Origin of the sequence: Thermomonas carbonis (assembly GCF_014396975.1) — a bacterium.
Taxonomy (GTDB): domain Bacteria; phylum Pseudomonadota; class Gammaproteobacteria; order Xanthomonadales; family Xanthomonadaceae; genus Thermomonas; species Thermomonas carbonis.
The window spans coordinates 1,792,977-1,816,988 of the sequence record NZ_CP060719.1 but is presented as its reverse complement, the minus strand read 5'-3'; the positions used below and the strand labels follow the sequence as shown (position 1 = coordinate 1,816,988).

General features: G+C 67.1%; 23 protein-coding genes. 5 read left to right on the top strand and 18 right to left on the bottom strand.

From position 1 onward, the window contains the following. Positions 1–32 precede the first annotated feature (32 nt). From H9L16_RS08320 to H9L16_RS08270, 11 genes are read right to left on the bottom strand one after another with little or no spacing between them, the layout of a single operon-like run. Positions 33–959 carry a cell envelope integrity TolA family protein gene (locus tag H9L16_RS08320; protein WP_187551280.1) on the bottom strand — a complete coding sequence of 309 codons (927 nt, stop codon included), beginning with the start codon at positions 957–959 and terminating at the stop codon, positions 33–35. Further along, a complete protein-coding gene (gene tolR, locus H9L16_RS08315) occupies positions 956–1,402 on the bottom strand; it encodes a protein TolR (protein WP_187551279.1) in 447 nt (148 codons plus the stop codon). The genes H9L16_RS08320 and tolR overlap by 4 nt, the downstream gene beginning before the upstream one ends. Positions 1,403–1,414: 12 nt before the next feature. Next, entirely contained in the window at positions 1,415–2,179 is a 765-nt protein-coding gene (gene tolQ, locus H9L16_RS08310; RefSeq protein WP_425507184.1) for a protein TolQ, read from the bottom strand. A gap of 23 nt (positions 2,180–2,202) precedes the next feature. Next, positions 2,203–2,619 (bottom strand): tol-pal system-associated acyl-CoA thioesterase, encoded by a 417-nt coding sequence (gene ybgC / locus H9L16_RS08305; protein ID WP_187551277.1) that lies wholly within the window; start codon positions 2,617–2,619, stop codon positions 2,203–2,205. Beyond that, the gene (gene ruvB, locus H9L16_RS08300; protein ID WP_187551276.1) at positions 2,612–3,640 is read right to left on the bottom strand and encodes a Holliday junction branch migration DNA helicase RuvB; all 1,029 of its coding nucleotides are present in this window, start codon (positions 3,638–3,640) and stop codon (positions 2,612–2,614) included. The genes ybgC and ruvB overlap by 8 nt, the downstream gene beginning before the upstream one ends. A gap of 60 nt (positions 3,641–3,700) precedes the next feature. After that, positions 3,701–4,702, bottom strand: a complete 1,002-nt coding sequence (locus H9L16_RS08295; protein WP_187551275.1) for an LLM class flavin-dependent oxidoreductase — start codon at positions 4,700–4,702, stop codon at positions 3,701–3,703. 51 nt (positions 4,703–4,753) lie between these two features. Next, complete coding sequence (locus tag H9L16_RS08290) at positions 4,754–6,679, bottom strand: potassium transporter Kup (protein ID WP_187551274.1); 1,926 nt, start codon at positions 6,677–6,679, stop codon at positions 4,754–4,756. 21 nt (positions 6,680–6,700) lie between these two features. Then, on the bottom strand, positions 6,701–7,288 hold the full coding sequence (ruvA, locus tag H9L16_RS08285; protein ID WP_187551273.1) for a Holliday junction branch migration protein RuvA: 588 nt from the start codon (positions 7,286–7,288) through the stop codon (positions 6,701–6,703). 22 nt (positions 7,289–7,310) lie between these two features. After that, positions 7,311–7,835: a crossover junction endodeoxyribonuclease RuvC gene (gene ruvC / locus H9L16_RS08280; protein WP_187551272.1), complete on the bottom strand. Its 525-nt coding sequence runs from the start codon at positions 7,833–7,835 to the stop codon at positions 7,311–7,313. A gap of 27 nt (positions 7,836–7,862) precedes the next feature. Next, positions 7,863–8,585, bottom strand: a complete 723-nt coding sequence (locus H9L16_RS08275) for a YebC/PmpR family DNA-binding transcriptional regulator (protein ID WP_187551271.1) — start codon at positions 8,583–8,585, stop codon at positions 7,863–7,865. Positions 8,586–8,617: 32 nt separating this feature from the next. Further along, positions 8,618–9,274, bottom strand: a complete 657-nt coding sequence (locus tag H9L16_RS08270) for an esterase/lipase family protein (RefSeq protein ID WP_229796614.1) — start codon at positions 9,272–9,274, stop codon at positions 8,618–8,620. 81 nt (positions 9,275–9,355) lie between these two features. On the opposite strand from H9L16_RS08270, the gene H9L16_RS08265 reads away from it, so the two are divergent. Next, positions 9,356–9,784: an organic hydroperoxide resistance protein gene (locus tag H9L16_RS08265; RefSeq protein ID WP_187551270.1), complete on the top strand. Its 429-nt coding sequence runs from the start codon at positions 9,356–9,358 to the stop codon at positions 9,782–9,784. Positions 9,785–9,844: 60 nt separating this feature from the next. Here the strand turns inward: H9L16_RS08265 and H9L16_RS08260 are convergent, their stop codons facing one another. Beyond that, positions 9,845–10,369: a GNAT family N-acetyltransferase gene (locus H9L16_RS08260; protein ID WP_187551269.1), complete on the bottom strand. Its 525-nt coding sequence runs from the start codon at positions 10,367–10,369 to the stop codon at positions 9,845–9,847. Between the two features lie 37 nt (positions 10,370–10,406). Further along, the gene (aspS, locus tag H9L16_RS08255) at positions 10,407–12,176 is read right to left on the bottom strand and encodes an aspartate--tRNA ligase (RefSeq protein WP_187551268.1); all 1,770 of its coding nucleotides are present in this window, start codon (positions 12,174–12,176) and stop codon (positions 10,407–10,409) included. 196 nt (positions 12,177–12,372) lie between these two features. Between aspS and H9L16_RS08250 the strand changes: the two genes are divergently transcribed. Beyond that, complete coding sequence (locus H9L16_RS08250; RefSeq protein ID WP_233449378.1) at positions 12,373–13,278, top strand: DUF3011 domain-containing protein; 906 nt, start codon at positions 12,373–12,375, stop codon at positions 13,276–13,278. A 9-nt stretch (positions 13,279–13,287) separates the two neighbouring features. Here the strand turns inward: H9L16_RS08250 and H9L16_RS08245 are convergent, their stop codons facing one another. From H9L16_RS08245 to H9L16_RS08235, 3 genes are read right to left on the bottom strand one after another with little or no spacing between them, the layout of a single operon-like run. Then, on the bottom strand, positions 13,288–13,623 hold the full coding sequence (locus H9L16_RS08245; protein ID WP_187551266.1) for an FmdB family zinc ribbon protein: 336 nt from the start codon (positions 13,621–13,623) through the stop codon (positions 13,288–13,290). Between the two features lie 51 nt (positions 13,624–13,674). Then, on the bottom strand, positions 13,675–14,286 hold the full coding sequence (locus H9L16_RS08240) for a hypothetical protein (protein WP_187551265.1): 612 nt from the start codon (positions 14,284–14,286) through the stop codon (positions 13,675–13,677). 43 nt (positions 14,287–14,329) lie between these two features. Beyond that, entirely contained in the window at positions 14,330–16,177 is a 1,848-nt protein-coding gene (locus H9L16_RS08235; RefSeq protein ID WP_187551264.1) for an ABC-F family ATP-binding cassette domain-containing protein, read from the bottom strand. A 71-nt stretch (positions 16,178–16,248) separates the two neighbouring features. Between H9L16_RS08235 and H9L16_RS08230 the strand changes: the two genes are divergently transcribed. Further along, on the top strand, positions 16,249–17,943 hold the full coding sequence (locus H9L16_RS08230) for a cation:proton antiporter domain-containing protein (RefSeq protein WP_187551263.1): 1,695 nt from the start codon (positions 16,249–16,251) through the stop codon (positions 17,941–17,943). 6 nt (positions 17,944–17,949) lie between these two features. Here the strand turns inward: H9L16_RS08230 and H9L16_RS08225 are convergent, their stop codons facing one another. Next, entirely contained in the window at positions 17,950–19,593 is a 1,644-nt protein-coding gene (locus H9L16_RS08225; protein WP_187551262.1) for an alpha/beta hydrolase-fold protein, read from the bottom strand. 70 nt (positions 19,594–19,663) lie between these two features. Next, positions 19,664–22,261 (bottom strand): ATP-dependent chaperone ClpB, encoded by a 2,598-nt coding sequence (gene clpB / locus H9L16_RS08220; RefSeq protein WP_187551261.1) that lies wholly within the window; start codon positions 22,259–22,261, stop codon positions 19,664–19,666. 138 nt (positions 22,262–22,399) lie between these two features. Between clpB and H9L16_RS08215 the strand changes: the two genes are divergently transcribed. Together H9L16_RS08215 and H9L16_RS08210 are read left to right on the top strand one after the other, a co-directional pair. Then, positions 22,400–23,710 (top strand): M20/M25/M40 family metallo-hydrolase, encoded by a 1,311-nt coding sequence (locus H9L16_RS08215; protein ID WP_187551260.1) that lies wholly within the window; start codon positions 22,400–22,402, stop codon positions 23,708–23,710. Beyond that, positions 23,707–23,979: a GIY-YIG nuclease family protein gene (locus tag H9L16_RS08210; protein ID WP_187551259.1), complete on the top strand. Its 273-nt coding sequence runs from the start codon at positions 23,707–23,709 to the stop codon at positions 23,977–23,979. The genes H9L16_RS08215 and H9L16_RS08210 overlap by 4 nt, the downstream gene beginning before the upstream one ends. Positions 23,980–24,012 lie beyond the last annotated feature (33 nt).

Genomic DNA, 24,012 nt, shown 5'->3' with positions numbered 1-24,012 from the left:
ATGGTAGCGAGGATGAACACCAACGGACCGCCTCATCGCCGCAGATCATCCACATCTTCCGGACGGAACGTGAGAATCACGTCGCGGTTGAACGCATCTTCGAAGCCCGCGTATGGCAGCGGCGAAGCCTTCAGCACCGCGGCTTCCAAAGAACGCTTCCCCAATGCGTCGTAAGGGCAACTTCCCGAGACTTGTACTTCCACCACTTCTCCGCCCGGGATCTGGCGGATGCGCACCTGACATGGCACCCCGACCTGGATCGATTCCGGGCGAGTCCATTGCCGGGTGATCGCGTCCTTCAGCGCCACGCTGTAAGCGGCGCTCTGCGACGATCGGCTGTCCGGATTGCCGGGCGGTGGCCGGGTGGGCGCGGTGCCAGTGGTGCGCGCATCGTTCAACTGCTGCGCGCGCTGCTCGGCCATGGTGCGCTCGCGCGCGGCGATTTCACGCTGGCGGCGGATCTCGGCCAACGCTTCCATGCGGCGGCGCTGGGCATCCAATTCTGCCTGTTCGACCTGCTTGCGCTTCTGTTCCTGCTCGCGATCAACATCGGCCACCTGCGGGGAATCGGCATCACGCTGCACATGTTCCTGTTCGACCGGTGCCGGGTCCGGCACAGGTGGCGGCAGTTCCTCGACAGGCGGCTCGATCACCGGCTCGGGCAAGTCCTCGGGATCCGGCGGCAGCGGTTCGGGCTCGACGATCGGCTGTGGCAGCGGCTCGGGATCACGACGCAGCGCGCGCTGCATGCTGGCGCTGAGCTCGGATGCCGTGGCCAGATCGGCGGAAACCGCTTCGCCACGCGCCGCCTCGTCCACCGATTCGCGCGGCAAGTCCACGCCGACCCACAGCAAGACGAGGAGGCCGAGGTGCAGGCCGACCGCCTGCAACACCGCCACACTGACGCCGGTACTGGATTCCCGTCCTGCCTGCGGGTTGCCTCGACGATCTGCGTTCACTTGCCCGCGCTACCCGCCGTCTTTTCGCCCATCAGACCGACGCGAGCGATCCCGACACCTTGCAGATCCGCCATCACGTCAAGCACTTCCGAGTAGCGGGCGTCACGATCACCTGCCACGTAGACGACAAGGTCGGCGTCTGCACTCTTGAAGCCTCGCACCATGTTCAGCAGTTGCTCGCGGGACACCGCACGCGGCCGGTCGAAGCCCTCGTGCATCAACGCCAGGTTGCCGTCCTTGTCGACCTGCACCACCACCGGATCTTTCTTGCTGTCCAGGGCCTTGGCATTGGCCTGCGGCAGGTTGACGTCCACGCCGACGTTGAGCAGCGGCGCGGTGACCATGAAGATGATGAGCAGCACCAGCATCACGTCGATGTACGGCACGACGTTGATTTCGGACTTGAGCTTGCGACGCTTGCGATGGATCGCGATTCCGGCCATGGAGTACCCCGGTCAGCCCGTCGTTGCCTGACGCTGCAGGATGGAACTGAGTTCCTCGGCGAAGCTGTCGTAGCGCACGGCCAGCCGCTCCACCCGCGTGGTGAAGCGGTTGTAGGCCCACACTGCCGGGATCGCCACGAACAAGCCGATGGCGGTGGCGAACAGTGCTTCCGAAATACCAGGCGCAACCGCAGCGATGCCTGCCTGTTCGCCGCTGTTGAGCATGTCGTGCATGGTCACCATGATGCCGAACACGGTGCCGACCAGGCCCACGTAGGGGGCGGTCGAGCCGATGTTGGCGAGCAACTCCAGGTTGCGTTCCAGCTGGTCGATCTCGCGCGTGCCGGCGACCCGCATCGCCCTCTGCGCGCCTTCCAATTGCACGCGACCCTCGAGATCACGCCTGTCTTTCAGACGAGTGAACTCCCGGAAACCGTTCTCGAAGATCGCCTCCAGGCCGCTGGACACGCGACTGCGGTCGCTGGCAGAGGCATAGAGCTTGTTGAGATCGGTGCCCGACCAGAACCGGTCCTCGAACTGGCGTGCCTCCTCGTTGGCCTGCTTGAACACGCGCGACTTGCGGAAGATGATCACCCAGCTGATCAACGACCCCACCAACAACAAGGCCACGATCAGCTGCACCGGCAGGCTGGCCTCGAGCATCAGGTCGATGTAGTTGATCCCGTCATGCGCGCCTGCCGCCATCGCGGACGTCGCCGCGTTGGCGGCAAGTTCGGTGGTGGTTGCCACCGCCTCTTCCGGGAGCGGCTGGGGCATGGATTGCAGCATCGCGACGGGCATCAAGGAGTCTCCAGCAAGGGCTTCAATTCGGTGAGCAGTGCAGCGGGGATCGGCCGGGGCCTGAAGTCGGACGCGCGCACCGCGGCGATCCGGACCCGGGCTTCGACCAGCAAGTTGCCATCGCGTTCAATGCGCTGGCCCACGCTGAAGCTGGCCCCGCGGCATTCAAGCAGGCGCACGCTGACCTGCAGCTGATCGTCGAGCCGGGCCGGGGCGCGGAAGTCGATATCCATCGCCCGCACCACGAAGACCTGGTCATCGCGGTCGCGCAGCACGCCCTGATCCCAGCCGAGCGCGCGCATCCATTCGCTGCGCGCGCGCTCCATGAAGGCGAGGTAGCGCGCGTGGTAGACCACGCCGCCGGCGTCGGTGTCTTCCCAGTAGACGCGGGCAGGCCAGTGAAACGCCTCAGCCATCGAACAATTCCGTATTGCCGTTCGCCTTCGGCTTGAAACCCAAATGGCGATACGCCTTCGCGGTGGCCATGCGCCCACGCGCGGTGCGCACCAGATAACCCTGCTGGATGAGGTACGGCTCGATCACGTCTTCCAGCGTGCCGCGTTCTTCGCTGAGGGCCGCGGCCAGCGATTCCACGCCGACCGGCCCACCGTCGAAGGCATCGATGATGATGCCGAGCATGCGCCGGTCGAGTTCGTCGAAGCCTTGCGGGTCGACCTTCAGCATGTCCATCGCCGCGCGGGCGATGCCGGCGTCGATCCCGCCGGTGCCCTTGACCTGCGCGTAGTCGCGGACACGGCGCAGCAGGCGATTGACGATGCGCGGGGTGCCGCGTGCGCGGCGGGCGATCTCGCCGGCACCGTCGGCATCGCACTCGATGCCGAGGATGCGCGCGGAACGGCGGACGATGCGGGTCAACTCCTCCGGCGAGTAGAACTCCAGGCGCTGGACGATGCCGAAGCGGTCGCGCAGCGGCGCGGTCAGCAGGCCGGCGCGGGTGGTCGCGCCGATCAGGGTGAACGGCGGCAGGTCGAGCTTGATCGAACGCGCGGCCGGACCCTCGCCGATCATGATGTCGAGCTGGTAATCCTCCATCGCCGGATAGAGGATTTCCTCGACCACCGGCGACAACCGGTGGATCTCGTCGATGAACAGCACATCGAACGGTTGCAGATTGGTAAGCAGCGCAGCCAGGTCGCCGGCCTTCTCGATCACCGGGCCGGAGGTGACCCGCAGGCTGACCCCCAGCTCGTTGGCGATGACGTGGCTGAGCGTGGTCTTGCCCAGGCCCGGCGGGCCGAAGATCAGCACGTGGTCGAGCGCCTCGCCGCGGCCCTTGGCGGCCTGGATGTAGATCTCCATCTGCTCGCGGACAGGCTGCTGGCCGAGGTAATCGCCCAGGCTGCGCGGGCGGATGCTGGCCTCGGCGGCCTCGTCCTCGCGGGTGGCGCCGGCGCCGATGATGCGGTCTTCGGTCATGCGGGGATTATCGCCGCTTTTGCCATGCCCCTTCGTCCGCGCGGCAAGGCGGGCGGATCGCTACGCCAGCCGCGTGTCGATGAAGGCCTGACTCGCCAGCGCGAACGAATGCCTGCGCGCGGCGTGGTCGAAGATGTTGCCGGTCAGCATCAGTTCGTCCGGGCGATGTCGCTCGACGAAGTCGGCGATGCCCTCGCGCAGGTCGCTGGCGTCGCCGACCACGCTGCAGGCCAGCGCCTCGGCCACCATCGACTTTTCGGCCGGCGTCCAGAACGCCTCGATGTCGTCGATCGGCGGCGGCACCAAGCCGAGCTCGCCGCGGCGCAGGCGCACGAAGCTCTGCTGCTGGGTCGTCGCCAGGCGTCGTGCTTCGGCGCGGGTATCGGCGCCGAACACGTTCAGCGCGAGCATCGCGTAGGGCGTACGCAATCGCGCCGACGGCCGGAAATCGCGGTGATAGAGCGCCAGCGCTTCGTCCATCGCGGCCGGCGCGAAATGCGAGGCGAAGGCGTACGGCAGGCCCAGCGCAGCGGCCAGGCGCGCGCCGAACAGGCTGGAGCCGAGGATCCACACCGGCACGTCCTGCCCGCTACCAGGCACTGCCTGCACGGCCTGCCCGGGCTGCACTGGCTCGAAGTAATGCAGCACTTCCTGCACATCGCGCGGGAAGGCATCGGCGTTGTCGTAGTAGCGGCGCAACGCCTTGGCGGTGGCCTGATCGGTGCCCGGCGCGCGGCCCATGCCCAGGTCGATGCGCCCCGGATACAGCGCGGCCAGCGTGCCGAACTGCTCCGCCACCTGCAGCGGCGCGTGGTTGGGCAACATCACCCCACCCGCGCCTACGCGGATCCGCGAGGTGCCGGCGGCAACGTGCCCGATCAGGATCGAGGTCGCCGCGCTGGCAATGCCCGGCATGTTGTGGTGTTCGGCCAGCCAGTAGCGTTTGTAGCCCAGCACTTCGGCGTGGCGGGCGAGGTCGAGGGCGTTGGCGAAGGCCTGCGTGGGCGTACTGCCCTCACAGACCGGAGCGAGGTCGAGCAGGGAGAACGGGATGGTCTGCATCCCGAAGAGATGCAGACGCTGACGGCCGGAATCAACCCGTGCGGCGCACCGTCAGATTTCGACCTGCGCGCCCAGTTCGACCAGGCGGTTGCCCGGGATGCGGAAGAACCCGGTCGCCGGCGCGGCATTGCGATGCATCAGCGCGAACAGCTTGTCGCGCCAGATCGGCATGCCGCGATGGTGGCCGGCGACGATGGTCTCGCGGCTGGCGAAATACGTGGTGTCCATCGGATTGAAGACCAGGTCGCACTGGTCGCAGCTGCGCATCAATGCCAACGGCACGTCCGGGGTTTCCATGAACCCGTAGCGCACCACCACCCGGTAGAAGTCCTCGCCTGCGATCGATTCGATCTTCAGCCGCTGATCTTTGGGCGCATACGGGACATTCAGCGTGTCCACGGTCAGGAACACGTTGTGCTCGTGCAGCACCTTGTTGTGCTTGAGGTTGTGCATCAGCGCATGCGGCACGACGGTGGGATCGGCGGTCAGGAACACCGCGGTCCCGGGCACGCGCACCGGCGGCGCGAGCATCAGGCCCGGAAGGAAGGTGGCGAGCTGGATGCCGTCCTTGCGGATTTCCTCGCGGAGCAACTCGCGGCCGCGGCGCCAGGTGCGCATCAGGGTGAACAGCGCCGCGCCCAGCACCACCGGGAACCAACCACCCGCCAGGATCTTGGCGCCGTTGGCGATCACGAAGGCGACATCGGCCACCAGGAACACCACGCACAGCGGCAGCACCCACCAGCGCCAGCGCTTCCACAGCGCGCGCGCCACGATGGCCAGCAGCAGGGTGTCGATCAGCATCGTCATCGACACCGAGATGCCGTATGCGGTGGCCAGCGCGGTGGAAGTGCGGAAGGTCAGCACCAGCACGATCACCAGCACCATCAGCAGCCAGTTGATGCCGGGGATGTAGATCTGGCCGATGGTGTCGCGGCTGGTGTGCTTGATCCGCATGCGCGGGATGTAGCCCAGCTGCATCGCCTGCCGCGCGATCGAGAACGCGCCGGTGATCACCGCCTGCGAGGCGATGACCGTCGCTGCGGTCGCCAGCGCGATCATCGGCCAGCGCGCCCACTCCGGCACGCCGATGTAGAACGGATTGCGGATCGCGGACGGATCCTCCAGCACCAGCGCACCCTGGCCCAGGTAGTTGAGCATCAGCGCCGGCAGCACGAAGAAGTACCAGGCATAGCGGATCGGCCTGGCACCGAAGTGGCCCATGTCGGTATAGATCGCTTCGCCGCCGGTCACCGCCAGCACCACCGCGCCGAGGATGAACACGCCGCCCCAGGTGTGTTCCGCGAAGAAACGCATCGCCCAGATCGGGTTGATCGCGTGCAGTACTTCGGGCTCGTGGAGGATGTTGATCACGCCCAGCACGGCCAGCGAGGTGAACCAGAGAATGGTGATCGGCCCGAACACCTTGCCGACCTTGGCGGTGCCGAAGCGCTGGGTGGTGAACAACGCCACCAGCACCAGCACGGTAATCGGCACGATCCAGCTGTGCAGCTGCGGTGCCACCACCTCCAGACCCTCGACCGCAGACAGCACCGAGATCGCCGGGGTGATCACACCGTCGCCGAAGAACAGCGAGCCGCCGAGGATGCCGAGGATGCCGATCGCGTAAGTCGATTTGGAGCCCTTCGGCAGGCTGCGCTGGGCCAGCGCCATCAGCGCCATGATCCCGCCCTCGCCGTCGTTGTCGGCACGCATGATGATGGTCACGTACTTCACGGTGACCACCAGCATCAGCGCCCAGAACACCAGCGACAGGATCCCGAGCACGGTGTCGTGGTTGGCGATCAGCCCGTAATGCGGGCTGAAAGCCTCGCGCAGGGTGTACAGCGGGCTGGTTCCGATGTCGCCGAACACCACGCCGATTGCGCCGACGATCAGTCCGGCAAGGCCCACCTTGCCATGGCCATCGCCATGCGAATGCGGGTCGTGCGGCTGGCTGGAGTGCGAATTGGACATGCGATTCCGGGGTTCCCGGCCTCAGCGAAGCGCGGACTGTAGCGCTTTTCGAATGATGGTTTCGGCAGTGTCGCCGTCCGCAGCGGCCTTGCGTGCCATGCGGTCGGCTTCGGCCGGCTTGTAGCCCAGCGCCTGCAAGGCGTTGATGGCTTCGGACAAGGGATCGTTCGGCAATGTCGCCGCACCGGAGGGCAGGCCGGTGGCCATGCCGGCGGCGCGGTCGCGCAGTTCCACCACCATGCGCTCGGCGGTTTTCTTGCCGATGCCGGGGATGCGGGTCAGCGCGGCGACATCGCTGGTTTGCAGGAGCCGCGCGAACTCGTCGACGCTGGTGCCCGACAGCACCGCCAGCGCGATCTTCGCGCCGATCCCGGAGACCTTCTGCACATCGCGGAACAGGCGTCGTTCGGACTCGCGCAGGAAACCGTACAGCGAGACGCTGTCTTCCTTCTGCGCGTGGTGCACGAACAGGAACACCTCGCGGCCCACTTCGGGCAGGTCGTAGAAGGTGCTCATCGGCGCTTCGAGTTCATAGCCCACGCCATGCACGTCGACGACGAGCCAAGGCGGAGCCTTGTGGATCAGTACGCCTTTCAAACGACCGATCATCGTGCGGCTCTCATCTGGCACCTCACCTTGATTTCCGCCACGCCGTGCGCGTGGCCACGCCCAGCCGGTTGGCACTGACGCGCACATGCGCATGCGTGATCGCCACCGCCAGCGCATCGGCGGCATCCGCCTGCAGCTTGCCTTGCAGGCCCAGCATGATCCCGACCATGTGCTGCACCTGGCTTTTGTCCGCGCCACCGCTGCCGACCAGGCCCAGCTTCACTTCCTTGGCCGCGTATTCGCTGACCGGCAGGTCACGCGCCACGCAGGCGGCGATCGCGGCGCCACGCGCCTGCCCGAGCTTGAGCGCGGACATCGCGTTGTTGGACAGGAACACCTGTTCGATCGCGACTTCGTCCGGTGAAAACTGTTCGATGAGCGCCCACAGGCCGTCCAGCAGCAGGCGCAGGCGCAGCGGGAAGGATTCGGCATCCAGCAGCTTGATCGGCTGGTGGTGCACATGCGTGACCTTGCCGGTGGCATCCACGTCGATGATGCCCACGCCGGTCCGTTGCGAACCGGGGTCGATGCCGAGAATGCGGGTCACGTCGGGATTCGCGGGCGGCCGGCGATCTTACGCAGCGTCGCCGAGGTCGGCGTTCGAGGAGACGTGCTGCACGTCGTCCATGTCTTCCAGCCAGGCCAGCAGCTTCTTCACCTGCTCGGCGGTGTCGCCCTCGACCGCGATGTCGTTGTCGGCACGCAGGGTGATTTCGGCGAAACCGGGGGCCAGGCCCGCGGCTTCCATCGCGGCTTTCACTTCGCCGTAGCTGTCCGCCGCGGTGATCACGTCGATCGCACCGTCGTCGTACACGGTGACGTCTTCCGCGCCGGCGTCGATCGCGGCCTCGGTGATGGCATCTTCATTCGCGCCGCTGTCGTAGCTGAGCACGCCCTGCTTCTTGAACATGAAGGCGACCGAGCCTTCGGTGCCCATGTTGCCGCCGAACTTGCCGAACGCATGGCGGACATCGGCCACGGTGCGCACGCGGTTGTCGGTCAGGCAGTCCACGATCACCGCCACGCCACCGGGCGCGTAGCCCTCGTAGCGGATTTCCTCGTATTCGATGCCTTCCAGCTCGCCGGTCGCCTTCTTGACCGCGCGCTCGATCACGTCCTTGGTCATGTTGACCGCCAGGCCCTTGTCGATCGCACTGCGCAGCCGCGGGTTGCTGGCCGGATCGCCGCCACCGGCGCGCGCCGCGACCGAGATCTCGCGGATCACCTTGGTGAAGATCTTGCCGCGCTTGGCGTCGACCGCGTTCTTGCGACCTTCGATGGAAGGACCACGACCCATTGCATCGTCCAGCGGAAACCTGAGGGCGCGGATTATACGGCGCGGGGACCGTCGGGGTGCCCGGCCTCACGTTCGAACCTGCCGTGGCGCAGGAAATGCGCGGCCTGGCGCACGGCGTCCGGCGAAAACACCAGCCCGGTATGGCTGCTGTGCACGGTGCAATGGTCGGCCAGTCCCGGCAGGCGGGTCTCCTCCAGGCCGACCGTGCCATCGGAAGCGCCATCGAAGCGCGCAAACAGCCGTCCCAACCCGCGGGCCACGTCGCCGGCGACCACCCCGACCTGTGCCTGTCCGCTCCAGTCGGCCATCCCGCCAGACAGCATCGACGCGCTGCGTCCGAGCAGCGGCCGGCCCCAGCCACGCGTGGCCAGGTTGCGCGCGGTCTGGCTGCCACGCAGCGGCGAGCCCAGGCAGACCACCCGCGACACCGCCAGCTCCGGCGCCTGCCGCAACGATTCCAGTGCGATCAGACCGCCCAGGCTGTGGCCGACCAGTGCATCGGCCGGCTCGCGGCGCAGGCGTTCCAGCAGCTTCGGCACCGCCCGCTCCGGCCCATCCAGCACGCTGGAATAGCCGAACAGCGCGGTATCGAAGCCCTCCGCGCGCAGCCGCGCGGACAGCGGCAGCAACCACCAGTCGGCGTTGAGCAGCCCATGCACCAGGACAACCCGCGGCTTGCCTTCACTCACTGATGTCGTCCTGCACGTCTGCCCCCTGTCGATGGCCCGGATAGTACGCTTGGCATCCGACCCGCCCCAGGAACCCCCGCCATGTCGATCGAAACCGTCCTGTATTCCGCCACCGCCACCGCTACCGGAGGCCGCGATGGCCGCGCCGTGTCGTCCGATGGCGTGCTCGATGTCGCCCTGACCGTGCCCAAGGGCCTGGGCGGTGCCGGCAATCCGGGCACCAATCCCGAGCAGTTGTTCGCCGCCGGCTATTCGGCCTGCTTCCTCGGTGCGCTCAAGCACGTGGCCGGCAAGCAGAAGGTCGCCCTGCCCGCCGACACCACCGTGACCGGCAAGGTCGGCATTGGTGCCATCCCGACCGGCTTCGGCATCGAGGCCGAACTGACCATCCAGGCACCCGGCGTGCCGCGCGACACACTGCAGGCGCTGGTCGATGCCGCCCACATCGTCTGCCCGTACTCCAATGCCACCCGCGGCAACATCGACGTGACCCTGGTCGTCGCCGACTGATCGCACTGCGCATCTGCATGCGGAAACGGCCACTGCGAGGTGGCCGTTTTCGTATCCGGATCAGCCGGTGCGCGGATGCCGCCGATAGATGAATTCCCGGTCGCGCTGCTCGCCGACGATGAAGTCGTACTCGCCGGCGAACTCGAAGCCGTAGCGACCGTAGAAGCGCTGCGCACCCAGATTTTCCGACCACACGCTGATCCACAGCGTGCGCGGGCCGTCGCGCTCAAGCCAGGCCAGCGCCTGCTCGAACAGGGCGCGGCCGACGCCACCGTTCTGCTCGGATTTGAGCAAGTAGAGCCGCTTCAATTCGCCGTCGCCGGGCTGCACGTCCTCGTGCGGCAGGCCACAGGGGCCGGCTTGTGCATAGCCGATTGCCCGCCCGTCACGAAGGGCAATCCAAAGCGCGTACTTTGGGTTCGCCAGCACTTTCGCGTACGCCTCGAGAGTGTGGCTTTCGTCGAGAAAGGCCTGCAGGTCATGCGGCACGTAGAGCTGGCCGAAGCTTTCGATGAAGGTCGTCGACCCGAGCTCGGCGAGCGCGGGTGCATCGGCGTTGGCAGCGCGACGGATGGTTGCTGTCATCAGGCAATACCTCGCAGGGGCGACGCGGCATCACCCATCAAGCTTTCTCGCGGGCCCGCACGGACACGTGCACTTCCGCCAGCTGCTTGTCCGGCACCGGGCTGGGCGCGCCGGTCATCAGGCATTGCGCGGTCGTGGTCTTGGGGAAGGCAATGACGTCGCGGATCGAGTCGCTGCCGGCCATCAGCGCGGCGATGCGGTCGATGCCGAAGGCGATGCCGCCGTGCGGCGGCGCGCCGTACTTCAACGCGTCGAGCAGGAAACCGAACTTGCCCTCCGCTTCCTCGGCACCGATCCCGAGCAGCTCGAACACCGCCGACTGCATCGCCGAGTTGTGGATGCGGATCGAACCGCCGCCGATTTCATTCCCGTTGAGCACCATGTCGTAGCCGCGCGACACCGCGGTCTTCGCGTTCGCGCGCAGGTCGTCGATCGAATCGACCGACGGCGCGGTGAACGGATGGTGCAGGGCGACGTAGCGGTTCTCTTCGTCGTCCCACTCGAACATCGGGAAGTCGGTGATCCACAGCGGCGCCCAGCCATCGGCGATCAGGTTGAAGTCCTTGCCGGCCTTCAGCCGCACCGCGCCCATGAAGTCGCTGGTCTTGTTGTACGCACCGGCGCCGAAGAACACGAGGTCGCCACTGCCGGCGCCGACGTGCTTGAGCAATGCATCGAACGCGCCCTCGGCGAAGAACTTGGCCACCGGCGAATTGACCGCGCCGGCCTCGTCGATCTTGGCGTAGGCCAGGCCCTTCGCACCGAACTTGGCGGCATGCGCGGCGTAGTCGTCGATCTGCTTGCGCGACACCGACGCGCCACCCGGAATGCGCAGCGCAACCACGCGGCCGTCGGGATCGTTGGCGGCGGCGGTGAACACCGCGAAGTCGCAGCCCTTGACCTGTTCGGCGACGTCGACGAACTCCAGCGCGATGCGCAGGTCCGGCTTGTCGGAACCGTAGCGGCGCATCGCCTCCGCGTAGGTCATCCGCGGGAACTCGGCGGCAAGCTCCACGCCCATCACCTCGCGGAAGACGTGGCGGATCATGTCCTCGGTCAGGCCTTGCACCTCGTTTTCGCCGACCCAGGCGAACTCCATGTCGAGCTGGGTGAATTCCAGCTGGCGATCGGCGCGCAGGGCCTCGTCGCGGAAGCAGCGCGCGATCTGGTAGTAGCGGTCGAAGCCGGCCATCATCAGGATCTGCTTGAACAGCTGCGGGCTCTGCGGCAAGGCGTAGAACTCGCCCGGATGCATGCGCGCCGGGACCAGGAAATCGCGCGCGCCTTCCGGCGTGGCCTTGGTCAGGATCGGGGTCTCGATGTCCTGGAAACCGCGCGCGTCCAGGTAGTGGCGCAGCGCGCTGACCAGCTTGGTGCGGGTGCGCATCTTGCGCTGCATCGCCGGGCTGCGCAGATCCAGGTAACGGTACTTCAGGCGCACGTCCTCGCCCGGGTTCTCGTGGTGGTGGAACGGCAGCGGCTCCGCCTTGTTCAGCAGCTCGATCTTCTCGGCGACGACTTCGACCTTGCCGGTCCTGATCTTGTCGTTGACCGCGTGCCGCGCGCGCACGGTGCCGGTGATGCGCAGGCAGTCCTCGTAGCCCACCCTCGATGCGGCGGCGATCACATCGGCATTGCCGGCGGTGGCGGCATCCGGTTCGGCCACGACCTGGACGATGCCCTCGTGATCGCGCAGGTCGATGAAGCACAGACCGCCAAGGTCGCGGGCGACGTCGGCCCAGCCGCAGAGGGTGACGGTCTGGCCGACCATGGACTCGTCGACGAGGCCGCAGAAATGGGTACGCATGGGAACTCCGGAGATGACTCGGGCGGCGACATCTGGGTCTGCCGCGGAAACGCCATTTTAACGGGGTGCAGCGCTACTGTGCCGGCGACCGGGTGATCCGCCCCGGCTCCCATCCAACGACCACCTGCCCCGGGGTATCACCATGCCAAGTCCCACTTCACAGCGCCTGCTGTTCGCGTCCTTGCTCACGCTCAGCATGGCAGGCGGCCTTCTGGCGCTGGCCATCCCCGCCGAAGCCCAAGTCGGCGCACGCGCCTATGCGCCGGAAGACCTGTGGACGCTGAACACCGCGGACCAGACGCGGGTGATTTCGCTGGAATACCGCGAGCAGTCCAGCGGCCGCAACATTCCCAGCGACCAGTTGCGCTTCTACCTGGACCAGGTGCGCCAGTCGCGCTGGACCTTCAGCAAGGTCAAGCAGGACATCGCCAAGTCACTGGGCAATAACGGCGGCTGGAATCCGGGCCCCGGTCCGGGACCTGGCCCACAGACCATTCGCTGCGAGAGCAACGACGGCCGCAGCCGTGTGTGTGCCACGCCGTGGCGGGGCCAGTCGCAGTTGACCAAACAGCTGTCGAGTGCGCGCTGCATCGCCGGGCAGAACTGGTTCAGCAGGGCAGGACAAGTCACGGTCAGTGGCGGCTGTCGCGCCGAGTTCGGTCCAGGGATGGGCGGCCCGGGCGGTCCCGGTCCTGGTGGTCAACAGATCACCGTGCAATGCGAAAGCAGCGACGGCCGCCTGCGCACCTGCGGCAGCAACCTGGTCGGCCGCGCCCAGCTGCAGCGCCAGCTGTCCAATCAGCGCTGCATCGAGAACAGCAACTTCGGCCTGCGCAATGGCAGCGTGTGGGTGAACAACGGTTGCCGCGGCGTGTTCCTGGCCCGCACCCGCGGCGGCGGCCAGGGCGGCAACTACACCGTGACCTGCTCCAGTGACCGCGACCGCTACACGACCTGCGCCTGGGATGCCCGTTATGGCTCGCCGCGGTTGATCCAGCAGCTGTCCAAGGACGCCTGCCGGGAAGGTTATTCCTGGGGCTATACAGCGCGCACCGGCCTGTGGGTGAACCACGGCTGCCGCGCCCGCTTCGGCAACCGCTGACGGCGTGATTCAAACGGCCGGGGCACTGCCCCCGGCCGGGTTGGCAGGCTCGACCTTGGCGGCGGGAGCCGCCGCGGCAGGTTTCGCGTCGGGCTTGGGATCAGCGGCGGGTTTCGCGCCTTCGCCGCCCTCGCCCGCCAGGTTGCGCTTCTTGTCGCCGTCTTTCTTGAAGTCGGTCTCGTACCAGCCGCCGCCCGCCAAGCGGAACTGCGGGGCGGTCAGTTGCCTGTGGACCTGGCCATCGACGGCGCAGGACGGACACTGGATCGGATCGGCATCCGACAAACGCTGCAAGCGGTCGAAGTGGTGCCCGCAGGCAGCGCAGGCAAAGGCATAGATGGGCATCGAACGACTTCCGGGGACCGAGCGTCGATTCTGGGGCTCGCGCGGCGTAATTCAACCGCCCCAGGGCGCAGGCGGCAACGGCACCGGCTTCGACAGGTCGAATTCCACCCGGAACAACCGCCCGCCCGGCCGCGCCAGCTCATAGACGAAGCGTTGCCCCGGCTCGATCTCCATGGCCCAGACATTGGTCACCGATGCCGCCAGTCCTTCACGCTGGAACATCGCCACGGATTCGGCATCCACCGGAAACGCCTGTCGCGACGCGGTTCCGGCATCCACGCTGTCGCCTCCATACATCGTCACGGCATCCGCGGAACCATTCTGGTGCCGATGATCGTGCTTCAGCCGCAGACCGGGGGCGGTGCGCGTCAGCACCCAGGTCCGCGAATGGTCGTCGCCCACATGGAACGGAACGCGCAAGCCTTGCGCGGGGTTCTCGCAACCGCGCACGTGCATGACCAGTGACTTGCCCTCGAACGCATCCGGCGCGGTCGGCGTCGGCAGGTTGGCGATGACCCGCCCGGCGAACGCCTGCCCGCAATGGCGGGCAATCGCCGACAGGAAGGCATCCGCCGGGGCCAGCGGCGCACGCGACGGTGGATGCGCGCAGCCCGCCAGCGCGGCCAGCAACGCGACGATGGAAGCAGCAGCGAATCGATTCATGCGGGCAACCTAGCGGCCACCAAGACAACCGGCAAGCGGCGTCTCAGTCGTACAACGCCAGCAGCTCGGCTTCCGCGGTCTCAAGCTTGCTGCGCAATGCGGTCTGCTCGCGGCCGAGTTCGGCGACGCGTCCGGCGTTGCCATAAATCTTCGGATCGGCGAGCTGGGTGTCGATGCCGCCCAGTTTGGCTTCCAGGTCGGCCACCAGCGCTTCCGCCTTCTGCAACTTGTGCGGATTGACCTTCGACACCGGCTTGGCCGGCGCGGCCGCGATCGCCGGCTGCGCTTTCGGTGCCGGGGTCTTGGGATTGTCGCTGCCCGGGCGCGAGCGCAACCACGCGGCGTATTCGTCGAGGTCGCCATCGAACGGCTCGACCTTGCCGCCGGCCACGCGCCAATATTCGTCGCAGACCAGTCCGATCAAGTGTCGGTCATGGCTGACCATCACGATCGCGCCGTCGAAATCGGAAAGCGCTTCGGCCAGTGCCTCGCGCATGTCGAGGTCGAGGTGGTTGGTGGGTTCGTCGAGCAGCATGACGTTGGGCCGGCGATACGCGATCAACGCCAGCGCCAGCCGCGCCTTCTCGCCGCCGCTGAAGGTGTCGATGATTTCGAACGCGCGATCACCCGGGAAATTCCAGCGACCCAGGAAGTCGCGCAGTTCCTGGTTGGACACGTCCGGCGCCAGCGTGCGCAGGTGATCCAGCGGCGTGGTGCCGAACACCAGCGATTCCACCGTGTGCTGGGCGAAATAGCCGATGCGCATGTCCGGGTGCGCCTTGCGCTCGCCGTCCAGCGGTTCCAGTTCGCCGACCAGGGTCTTCACCAGGGTCGACTTGCCGGCGCCGTTGGGGCCCAGCAGGCCGATGCGGTCGCCGGCTTCCAGGCCGAAATTGATGTTGTGCAGGATCACCGCATCCGCGCCGTAGCCGGCTTCGACATCGTGCAGCGACAGCAGCGAATTCGGCAGCCTCAGCGGTTCCGGCAGGGTGATGTGCAAGGAGCGCTCGGCGCGCACCGCCTCGGTGCCGGCCAGCTTGGCCAGCCGCTTCATCCGCGACTGCGCCTGCTTGGCCTTGCTGGCCTTGGCCTTGAAGCGGTCGATGAAGGATTGCAGGTGGGCGCGCTCGGCCTGTTCCTTCAGATGGGTGATCTGCTGCAGGCGCAGGTGCTCGGCGCGCTGGCGCTCGAAGTCGGTGTAGTTGCCGACGTACAGCTTCGCCCGGCCATCATGCAGATGCAGGATGTGGGTGGTGACGTTGTCGAGGAATTCGCGGTCGTGCGAGATCACCAGCAAGGTGCCGTCGTAGCGCTTGAGCCATTCCTCCATCCACACGACCGCGTCGAGGTCGAGGTGGTTGGTCGGTTCGTCGAGCAGCAACAGGTCGGACGGGGTCATCAGCGCGCGGGCGACGTTGAGCCGCACCCGCCAGCCGCCGGAGAAATCCGAGACCGCCTTGCCATGCGTTTCCGCCGGGAACCCCAGACCGTGCAGCAGGCGGCCCGCGCGCGCGGAGGCGTCGTAACCGTTCAGCTCCTCCAGCCGGTGGTGGGCCTCGGCGACCGCTTCCCAGTCTTCATTGGCGAAGGCGTTGGCTTCGGCCTGCACGGCCGCGTGGACGTCGACATCGCCGGACAGGACGAAGTCCAGCGCCGGGTCCGGCAGGTGCGGGGTTTCCTGGGCCACGCTGGCGATGCGCGCCTTGCCGGGCAGGTCGAGGTCGCCCTTGTCGGGCTCGACATCGCCCATCAGCGCAGCGAACAGGGAGGACTTGCCGGCGCCGTTGCGGCCGATCACGCCGACCCGCCACCCCGCGTGCAGGGTGAGGTCGACATCGGACAACAGCAGGCGCTCGCCGCGGCGCAGCGCGAAGTTACGGAAGGAAATCATTCGCACATTGTAATTCGGACGGCGGCCACGACCGCCATGCGATCATGGGCCGCCGCGATGATGGAACCCGGATGCCGCATCACACCTCGCTCATCGCCCTGCTCAGCGTCGGCTTCGTCTCGGCCTTCGTGCTCGGGTTGCTCGCCCAGCGACTGAAACTGTCGCCGCTGGTGGGCTATCTGCTGGCCGGGATCGTGGTCGGGCCGTTCACTCCGGGCTTCGTGGCCGACCAGGGCCTGGCCCCGCAGCTGGCCGAGATCGGGGTGATCCTGCTGATGTTCGGGGTGGGCCTGCATTTCTCGCTGCGCGACCTGCTGGACGTGAAGAACATCGCCATCCCCGGCGCGCTGGGGCAGATCGCCTTCGTGACCTCGGTCGGCACCGGCTTCGGCCTGTGGCATGGCTGGGACCTGATGGGCGCGATCGTGTTCGGGCTGGCGCTGTCGGTGGCCAGTACCGTGGTGGTGATGCGCGCGCTGGAGGAACGCCGGCTGCTGGATACCCGGCGCGGGCGGATCGCGATCGGCTGGCTGGTGGTCGAGGACCTGGCGATGGTGCTCGCACTGGTCTTGCTGCCGGCGATCGCCGGCGCACTCGGCGCAGGCGAAAAGATCGGTGCGGCCGGCATCGCCGGTGCGCTGGTATGGACGCTGGTGAAGGTCACCGCGTTCGTGGTGGTGATGCTGGTGGTCGGCAAGCGTGCGATTCCGTGGATCCTGGAGCACGTGGCTGGCCTGGGCTCGCGCGAGCTGTTCACCCTCAGCGTGCTGGCCATCGCGCTGGGCGTGGCCTTCGGCGCGGCCTATCTGTTCGATGTCAGCTTCGCGCTGGGCGCGTTCTTCGCCGGGATGCTGCTCAACGAATCCGAGTTGAGCCACAAGGCCGCGGCGGATTCGCTGCCGATGCGCGATGCGTTCGCGGTGCTGTTCTTCGTCTCCGTCGGCATGCTGTTCAACCCGGCGATCCTGGTCGAACAGCCGCTGCTGGTGCTGGCGACGGTAGCCATCATCGTGTTCGGCAATGCTCTGGTGGGCTACACCATCGTCCGCCTGCTGCGCCTGCCCAAACTGACCGGCCTGACCATCTCCGCCAGCCTGTCGCAGATCGGCGAGTTCTCCTTCATCCTCGCTGGCCTGGGCCTGTCGCAGAAGCTGCTGCCGCAGGAAGCGCACGACCTGATCCTGGCCGGCGCGCTGTTGTCGATCATCGCCAACCCGTTCCTGTTCGCCTGGCTGGATGCGTGGCAGAAACGCCAGCAACCGGGCACGGCAGTGACCACCGTGACCCAGCCGCTGTCGGAGGTGCCGGAGGACATGGGCGGTCACGCGATCGTGATCGGGTATGGCCGGGTCGGTCGCGAACTCACGCGACTGCTGCAGGATCGCGGGATTCCGCTGGTGCTGGTGGAAAGCGATCCCGACAGGGTCGAGTTCGCGCGCAAGAACGGCCTGGTCACGGTGCGCGGCAATGCAGCCGCCGCGGGCGTGTTGAAGGCGGCGCGCCCGGAAACCGCGCAGCTGGCGATCCTGGCGATGCCGCAGGCGCTGGAAGCCGGCGAGATCATCGCCCGCCTGAAGGCGATCCACCCCGGCATCAGCGTGCTGGCACGCGCCCACAGCGACGCCGAGGTCAAGCATCTGCTGGCCCACGGTGCCGATGCAGCGGTGCTGGCCGAACGCGAGCTGGCCTATTCGCTGGTCGACATGATGATGGCCACCCCACCGTGGCGCACGCCGCGGGCCGAGGCCGCAACTGCCGCGAGTTGAGCGCGTTTACTTGCCGTTCGCGCCTGTGGCGAGTGGCTTGCCGTCGGGCCGCGCGACCGCATGCATCTCCCACGCGATCTTCTTCAACAGCGCGCGACGGTCATCGCCTTCGACATACAAATCGGAGTGCGTCTTGCCGGGCAGGAAGCGCACTTCCGCCTTTGCGCCAAGCCCGTCCAGCACGGCCTTGAGCCGGCGCGCGGCCCCGTCCAGGTAGAAGGTATCGGCATCGCCCACGATCACCCGGATCTTGCCATCGAGATCGGGCTTCAGCGCCTGCCACTGGGTCTGCAACTTGTGGGCGATGTCGTAATGCTCGCGCCAATAGGCAACCACCATCGGATCGACCTTGCCGGTGGCGCGATCGAACATCGGCACCGGCCGGCCATCGCCGCCGCGCGGCGAGAACACCCAGTCGAACGACGCGAACTGTCCGCCGACCGCGCCCTTCACCGCTTCCTGCCGCGCGTATTGCTCGAACGTCGAGAGCACTTCGCCGTTCACCCGTACCAGCGGCCAGGCGCTGCCATCGGGCTTGCGATACACGTTGGCATTCGATGCGTACAGATCCGGCCCGGTGAAATCGTGGAAGTCGCTGGAATCCGGCGCAGTCGACCAGGTGCCGCCGAAGAGCTTCGGATACGTGACCTGCAGCCACAGCGTGGCCCAGCCGCCGGACGAGTGGCCATTGAGCAAGCGCCCGGAGGCCTTGCCGTCCATCCGGTAACGCGCCTCCAGCGACGGAATCAATTCGCTGGTCAAGGCCTGGCCCCACGGTCCGTTGTTCACCGAATCGGCGAACTCATGGGTGCCGGTGGCGCTGGATTCGTCCAGGAACACCCAGATCATCGACGGCATGCTGCCGTCGCGCATCGCGTCCGCCACGTACACCACGCTCCGCACCAGGCCCGGCAGGTTGCCGCCGAATCCATGGGTGAAATACGCGGTCGGATAGCGTGCGCGCGCATTGCCGGCATCGGCATAGCCAGGCGGCAGCAACACCCAGCCGCGCATGTGGATGTCGCGGCCCCAGAACTTGCTCAGCGCCGGACTGATGAAGTCGAGCAGTTCGGTCTGCGCACGCGCAGCGGCCATCGCCTCGCGCGCGTCCGCGGGTGCATCCTCGGGAACGAGCCAGGGATCCGGCCGCTCCGGCAGAACGCGGGTCAACGCCAGCGACGGGATTCGCTGCGATGCGCCCAGTCGCACCTTGGTCGGCTCGCTGACGAGATCGCCGGGACCACGCCCGCCATAGTTGTAGTCGTGGTTGGCATCGAGCACCGCCTGCAGGTAGTACTCGCCCTCCGGCAAGCGCGAGAACCCCTGCGGGAACGCGATCGCATCGGCATCCAGTACCACGCTGGCACCGGATGCCAGGTGCGGTAGGTCCATCGCGGCGAACGTGACCGCCTCGGGCGTCATCGCGCTGGCGTTCACCGCCTCGACCTTGCCATCCTTCGCCGCCGCTTCCGCCTTGTCGACCGGCATCGCGAACACCAGCAGGCGACCGGATACCGCGGGCTGCATCGCTGCGGCATCCAGCCGGACCTCGACGTGACGGGTGCCTTGCGCGCTTGCCACCATCGGCGACAACAGGCAACACGACAGCAAGACGATGCGTGCGAACCGCGACTGACGTGATGGCGACATGGCAACGCTCCCGATGTGATGCCGGGATTAGACACCAACCGCTTCATCGCCGCGGTGCGGCGTCGCTTCGCTACTTCGTCGCGGCGTCCTTCGCGAACACCAACCTGCCGCCCTCCGCATCCACCCGCACGCTATCGCCGCTGGCGAACGCGCCGGAGAGGATCGCCTGGGCTAGCGGGTTCTCCAGTTGTTGCTGGATCGCACGCTTCAGCGGACGCGCGCCGTACACCGGGTCGAAGCCGACATTCGCCAGCAGCTCGAACGCCTTGTCGCTCAACTCGATGCGGATGCCGCGCTCGCCCAGGCGTTTCTCCAGTCCACGCAGCTGGATGCGCGCGATCGCCTTGATCTGCTGCTTGTCCAGCGGATGGAAGACCACGATGTCGTCCAGCCGGTTGATGAATTCCGGGCGGAAGTGCGACTGCACCACGCTCATCACCACCGCCTTCATCTGCGTGTAGGCCTCGGGACTGTCGTCGTTGCCAAGCTCCTGGATGTGCTGCGACCCAAGGTTCGAGGTCATCACGATCACGGTGTTGCGGAAATCCACCGTGCGGCCCTGGCCATCGGTCAGGCGACCGTCGTCGAGCACCTGCAACAGGATGTTGAACACGTCCGGATGCGCCTTCTCCACCTCGTCCAGCAGGATCACGCTGTAGGGACGGCGGCGCACCGCTTCGGTAAGGTAGCCACCCTCTTCGTAGCCGACGTAGCCCGGAGGCGCGCCGACCAACCGCGACACCGCGTGCTTCTCCATGAACTCGCTCATGTCGATGCGCACCATCGCGTCGGTACTGTCGAACAGGAATTCGGCCAGCGCCTTGCACAGTTCGGTCTTGCCCACACCAGTCGGGCCGAGGAACAGGAACGAGCCGCTCGGCCGGTCCGGATCGGACAGGCCGGCGCGCGAACGCCGCACCGCATCGGACACGACCTTGATCGCTTCTTCCTGGCCCACCACCCGGCTGTGCAGCTGCGCTTCCATCGCCAGCAATTTCTCGCGCTCGCCCTCCAGCATCTTGCTCACCGGGATGCCGGTCCAGCGCGCCACGACCTGGGCGATTTCCTCGGCGGTGACCTTGTCCTGCAGCAGGGTGAAGCCCTTGTGCTCCACCTCCTGCGCGGCGGCCAGCTGCTTCTCCAGTTCCGGCAGCGTGCCGTACTGGATCTCGCTCATGCGTGCGTAGTCCTGCGTGCGTTGCGCGGCTTCCAGTTGCAGGCGCGCGGCCTCGATCTGCTCCTTGATCCGGGTCGCCCCCTGCAGGGTCGCCTTCTCGGCCTTCCACACTTCCTCCAGGTCGCTGTACTCGCGTTCGAGCACGTCGATCTGTTCCTGCAGGTCGGCCAGGCGCTGCTTCGATTCGGCGTCCTTCTCCTTCTTCAGCGCCTCGCGCTGGATCTTGAGCTGGATCAGCCGACGTTCCTTGCGGTCCATTTCCTCCGGCTTGGAGTCGATCTCCATGCGGATCCGAGAGGCCGCTTCGTCCATCAGGTCGATGGCCTTGTCGGGCAACTGGCGGTCGGCGATGTAGCGATGGCTCAACGTCGCCGCAGCGACGATGGCGGGGTCGGTGATCTCCACGCCGTGGTGCACGGCATACCGCTCCTTCAGCCCGCGCAGGATCGCGATGGTGTCCTCGACACTCGGCTCGCCGACGAACACCTTCTGGAAGCGACGCTCGAGCGCGGCATCTTTCTCCACGTACTTGCGGTATTCGTCGAGCGTGGTCGCGCCGATGCAGTGCAGTTCACCCCTCGCAAGAGCCGGCTTGAGCATGTTGCCGGCATCCATCGAGCCTTCCGCCTTGCCGGCGCCGACCATGGTGTGGAGCTCGTCGATGAACAGGATGATCTGGCCTTCGTTCTTCGACAGGTCGTTGAGCACGGCCTTCAGGCGCTCCTCGAATTCGCCGCGGAACTTGGCGCCGGCGATCAGTGCGCCCATGTCCAGCGACAGCAGGCGCTTGCCCTTCAGGCCTTCCGGCACCTCGCCATTGATGATGCGTTGGGCCAGGCCTTCGACGATCGCGGTCTTGCCCACGCCGGGCTCGCCGATCAGCACCGGGTTGTTCTTGGTGCGCCGTTGCAGCACCTGGATGGTGCGGCGGATCTCCTCGTCGCGGCCAACCACCGGATCGAACTTGCCGCTCTCCGCGCGCGCGGTCATGTCGATGGTGTATTTCTCCAGCGCCTGGCGTGCGTCCTCGGCGTTCTCGTCCTGCACCTTCTCGCCGCCGCGCAGCTTGTCGATGGCCGGTTCCAGCCTGGCCTTGTTGCCGCCCGCGGCCTTCAGCGCCTTGCCGGCATCGCCGGAATCCTCGAGCGCGGCGAGCAGGAACAATTCGCTGGCGATGTAGGCATCGCCGCGCTGCTGGGCCAGCTTGTCGGTGACGTTGAGCAGGCGGATCAGGTCGTTGCCGGCCTGCACGTTGCCGGCCTGGCCGGTCACTTTCGGTAGCCGGTCGAGCGCTTCGGTCAGGCGCTCGCGCAGCACGGGCACGTTGACGCCTGCCTGGGCCAGCAACGGGCGGGTGCCGCCGCCGCGCTGGTCGAGCAGCGCCAGCAGCAGGTGTGCGGGTTCGATGATGGTGTGGTCGCGACCCACGGCCAGCGACTGGGCGTCGGCGATGGCCTGCTGGAAGCGCGAGGTGAGTTTGTCCATGCGCATGGGGAAATCCTTGAAGGGAATGGGCCGCTCGCGGCCAATGTGTTCCAGATGCGGTTGCCTCGTCGTGATTCAAGTCAAATCGGACGCGCCGGTTCGGCGTCGGTTATGGTCGCGCATGCCTTTTGCGGAGCCCGCTCGATGACTCGTTTCCACACGCTCGCCTGCGGCCTGCTGCTGGCCCTGTCCGCAGCACCCTGCCTCGCCGCCACGCCCTCCGCGACCGAGCAACGGCTGCGCGACTCCATCCAGGCCGACCAGCCGCATGCGATCGCCTTGCTGGAGCGGCTGGTCAACCAGAACTCGGGCTCGCTCAACATTGCCGGCGTCACCGCGGTCGGCGAGATGGTCCGCGCCGAACTGGAACCGCTCGGCTTCGACGTGCAGTGGATCGACATGCGCGCAACCGGACGCGCGGGTCATCTGGTCGCGACGCATACGGGTAAGGGCCGCGGCAAGCGCCTGCTGTTGATCGGCCACCTGGACACCGTGTTCGAACCGGACTCCACGTTCCAGCGCTTCGTCCGCAATGGCGACAACGCGACTGGCCCCGGCATCGGCGACGACAAGGGCGGCGTGGTGATCATCGTCAGCGCGTTGCGCGCGATGCATGCCACCGGCACCCTGCGCGACGCCGACATCAAGGTCGTGCTGACCGGCGACGAGGAATCGGCCGGCACGCCGCTCGACGCTGCGCGCGCCAACCTGGTCGCGGCCGGGAAATGGGCGGACGTCGCCCTCGAATACGAAGGCCTGATCGTCGACGGCGGCCAGGACTTCGCGACGGTGGCGCGCCGTGGGGTGACCGACTGGGAGATGACCACCACAGGCATGACCGGGCATTCCAGTGGCGTGTTCGGCGATGGACTCGGTTACGGCGCGAACTACGAGCTGGTGCGCATCCTCGACACCTTCCGGCGCGAACTCCCGGAGCCGAATGTCACTTTCAACGTCGGCCTGATGGTCGGCGGCACGCCCGCAACGCTGGACGCGGGCGGTGCGCGCGGCAGCGCCTCGGGCAAGACCAACATCATCGCCGAGCGCGCCGTGGCGCGCGGCGACCTGCGCACGCTGACGCCAGAGCAGGAAGCGCGAGCACGCACGCGAATGCAGGCGATCGTCGCCCAGCACCTGCCGAAGACCGGCGCGTCGCTGGTGTTCGAGGACTCCTACCCGCCGATGGCCCCGACCGACGGCAACCGCGCGCTGCTCGCGATGCTCAACCAGGTCAATGCCGACCTCGGCCTGCCGGCCATGGGCGAATGGGATCCAGCCAAGCGCGGCGCCGCCGATTCCAGCTTCGTCGCCGCCGATGTCGACGTGCTTGCCGGCCTGGGCGCCGCAGGCTCGGGCTCGCATGCAGAGGGAGAGAGCGTCGACCTCACCAGCATCCCCCGCCAGGCGCTGCGCAGCGCCGTGCTGATCGACCGGCTGTCGCGCACGCCGCGATGAGCGAAGGCTGGCACCTGTACCTGCTGCGCTGTCGCGGTGGCAGCGTGTATGCCGGCATCACCACCGACATCGAACGCCGCTTCCGCGAACATGCGTCCGGCCGCGGCGCGAAATACACCCGTGCACATCCGCCGGAATGCGTGCTCGGCAGTCGTGCGTACCCGGATCGCGCCAGCGCTTCGCGCGCCGAGCATGAACTCAAACGACAGCCGAAGGCACGCAAGCTGGACTGGTTGCTGGCCGATCCGCAGCCCATGCTCGATCGATGACGGTTCCGGCGATGACGCCGCATCGCAAGGCGG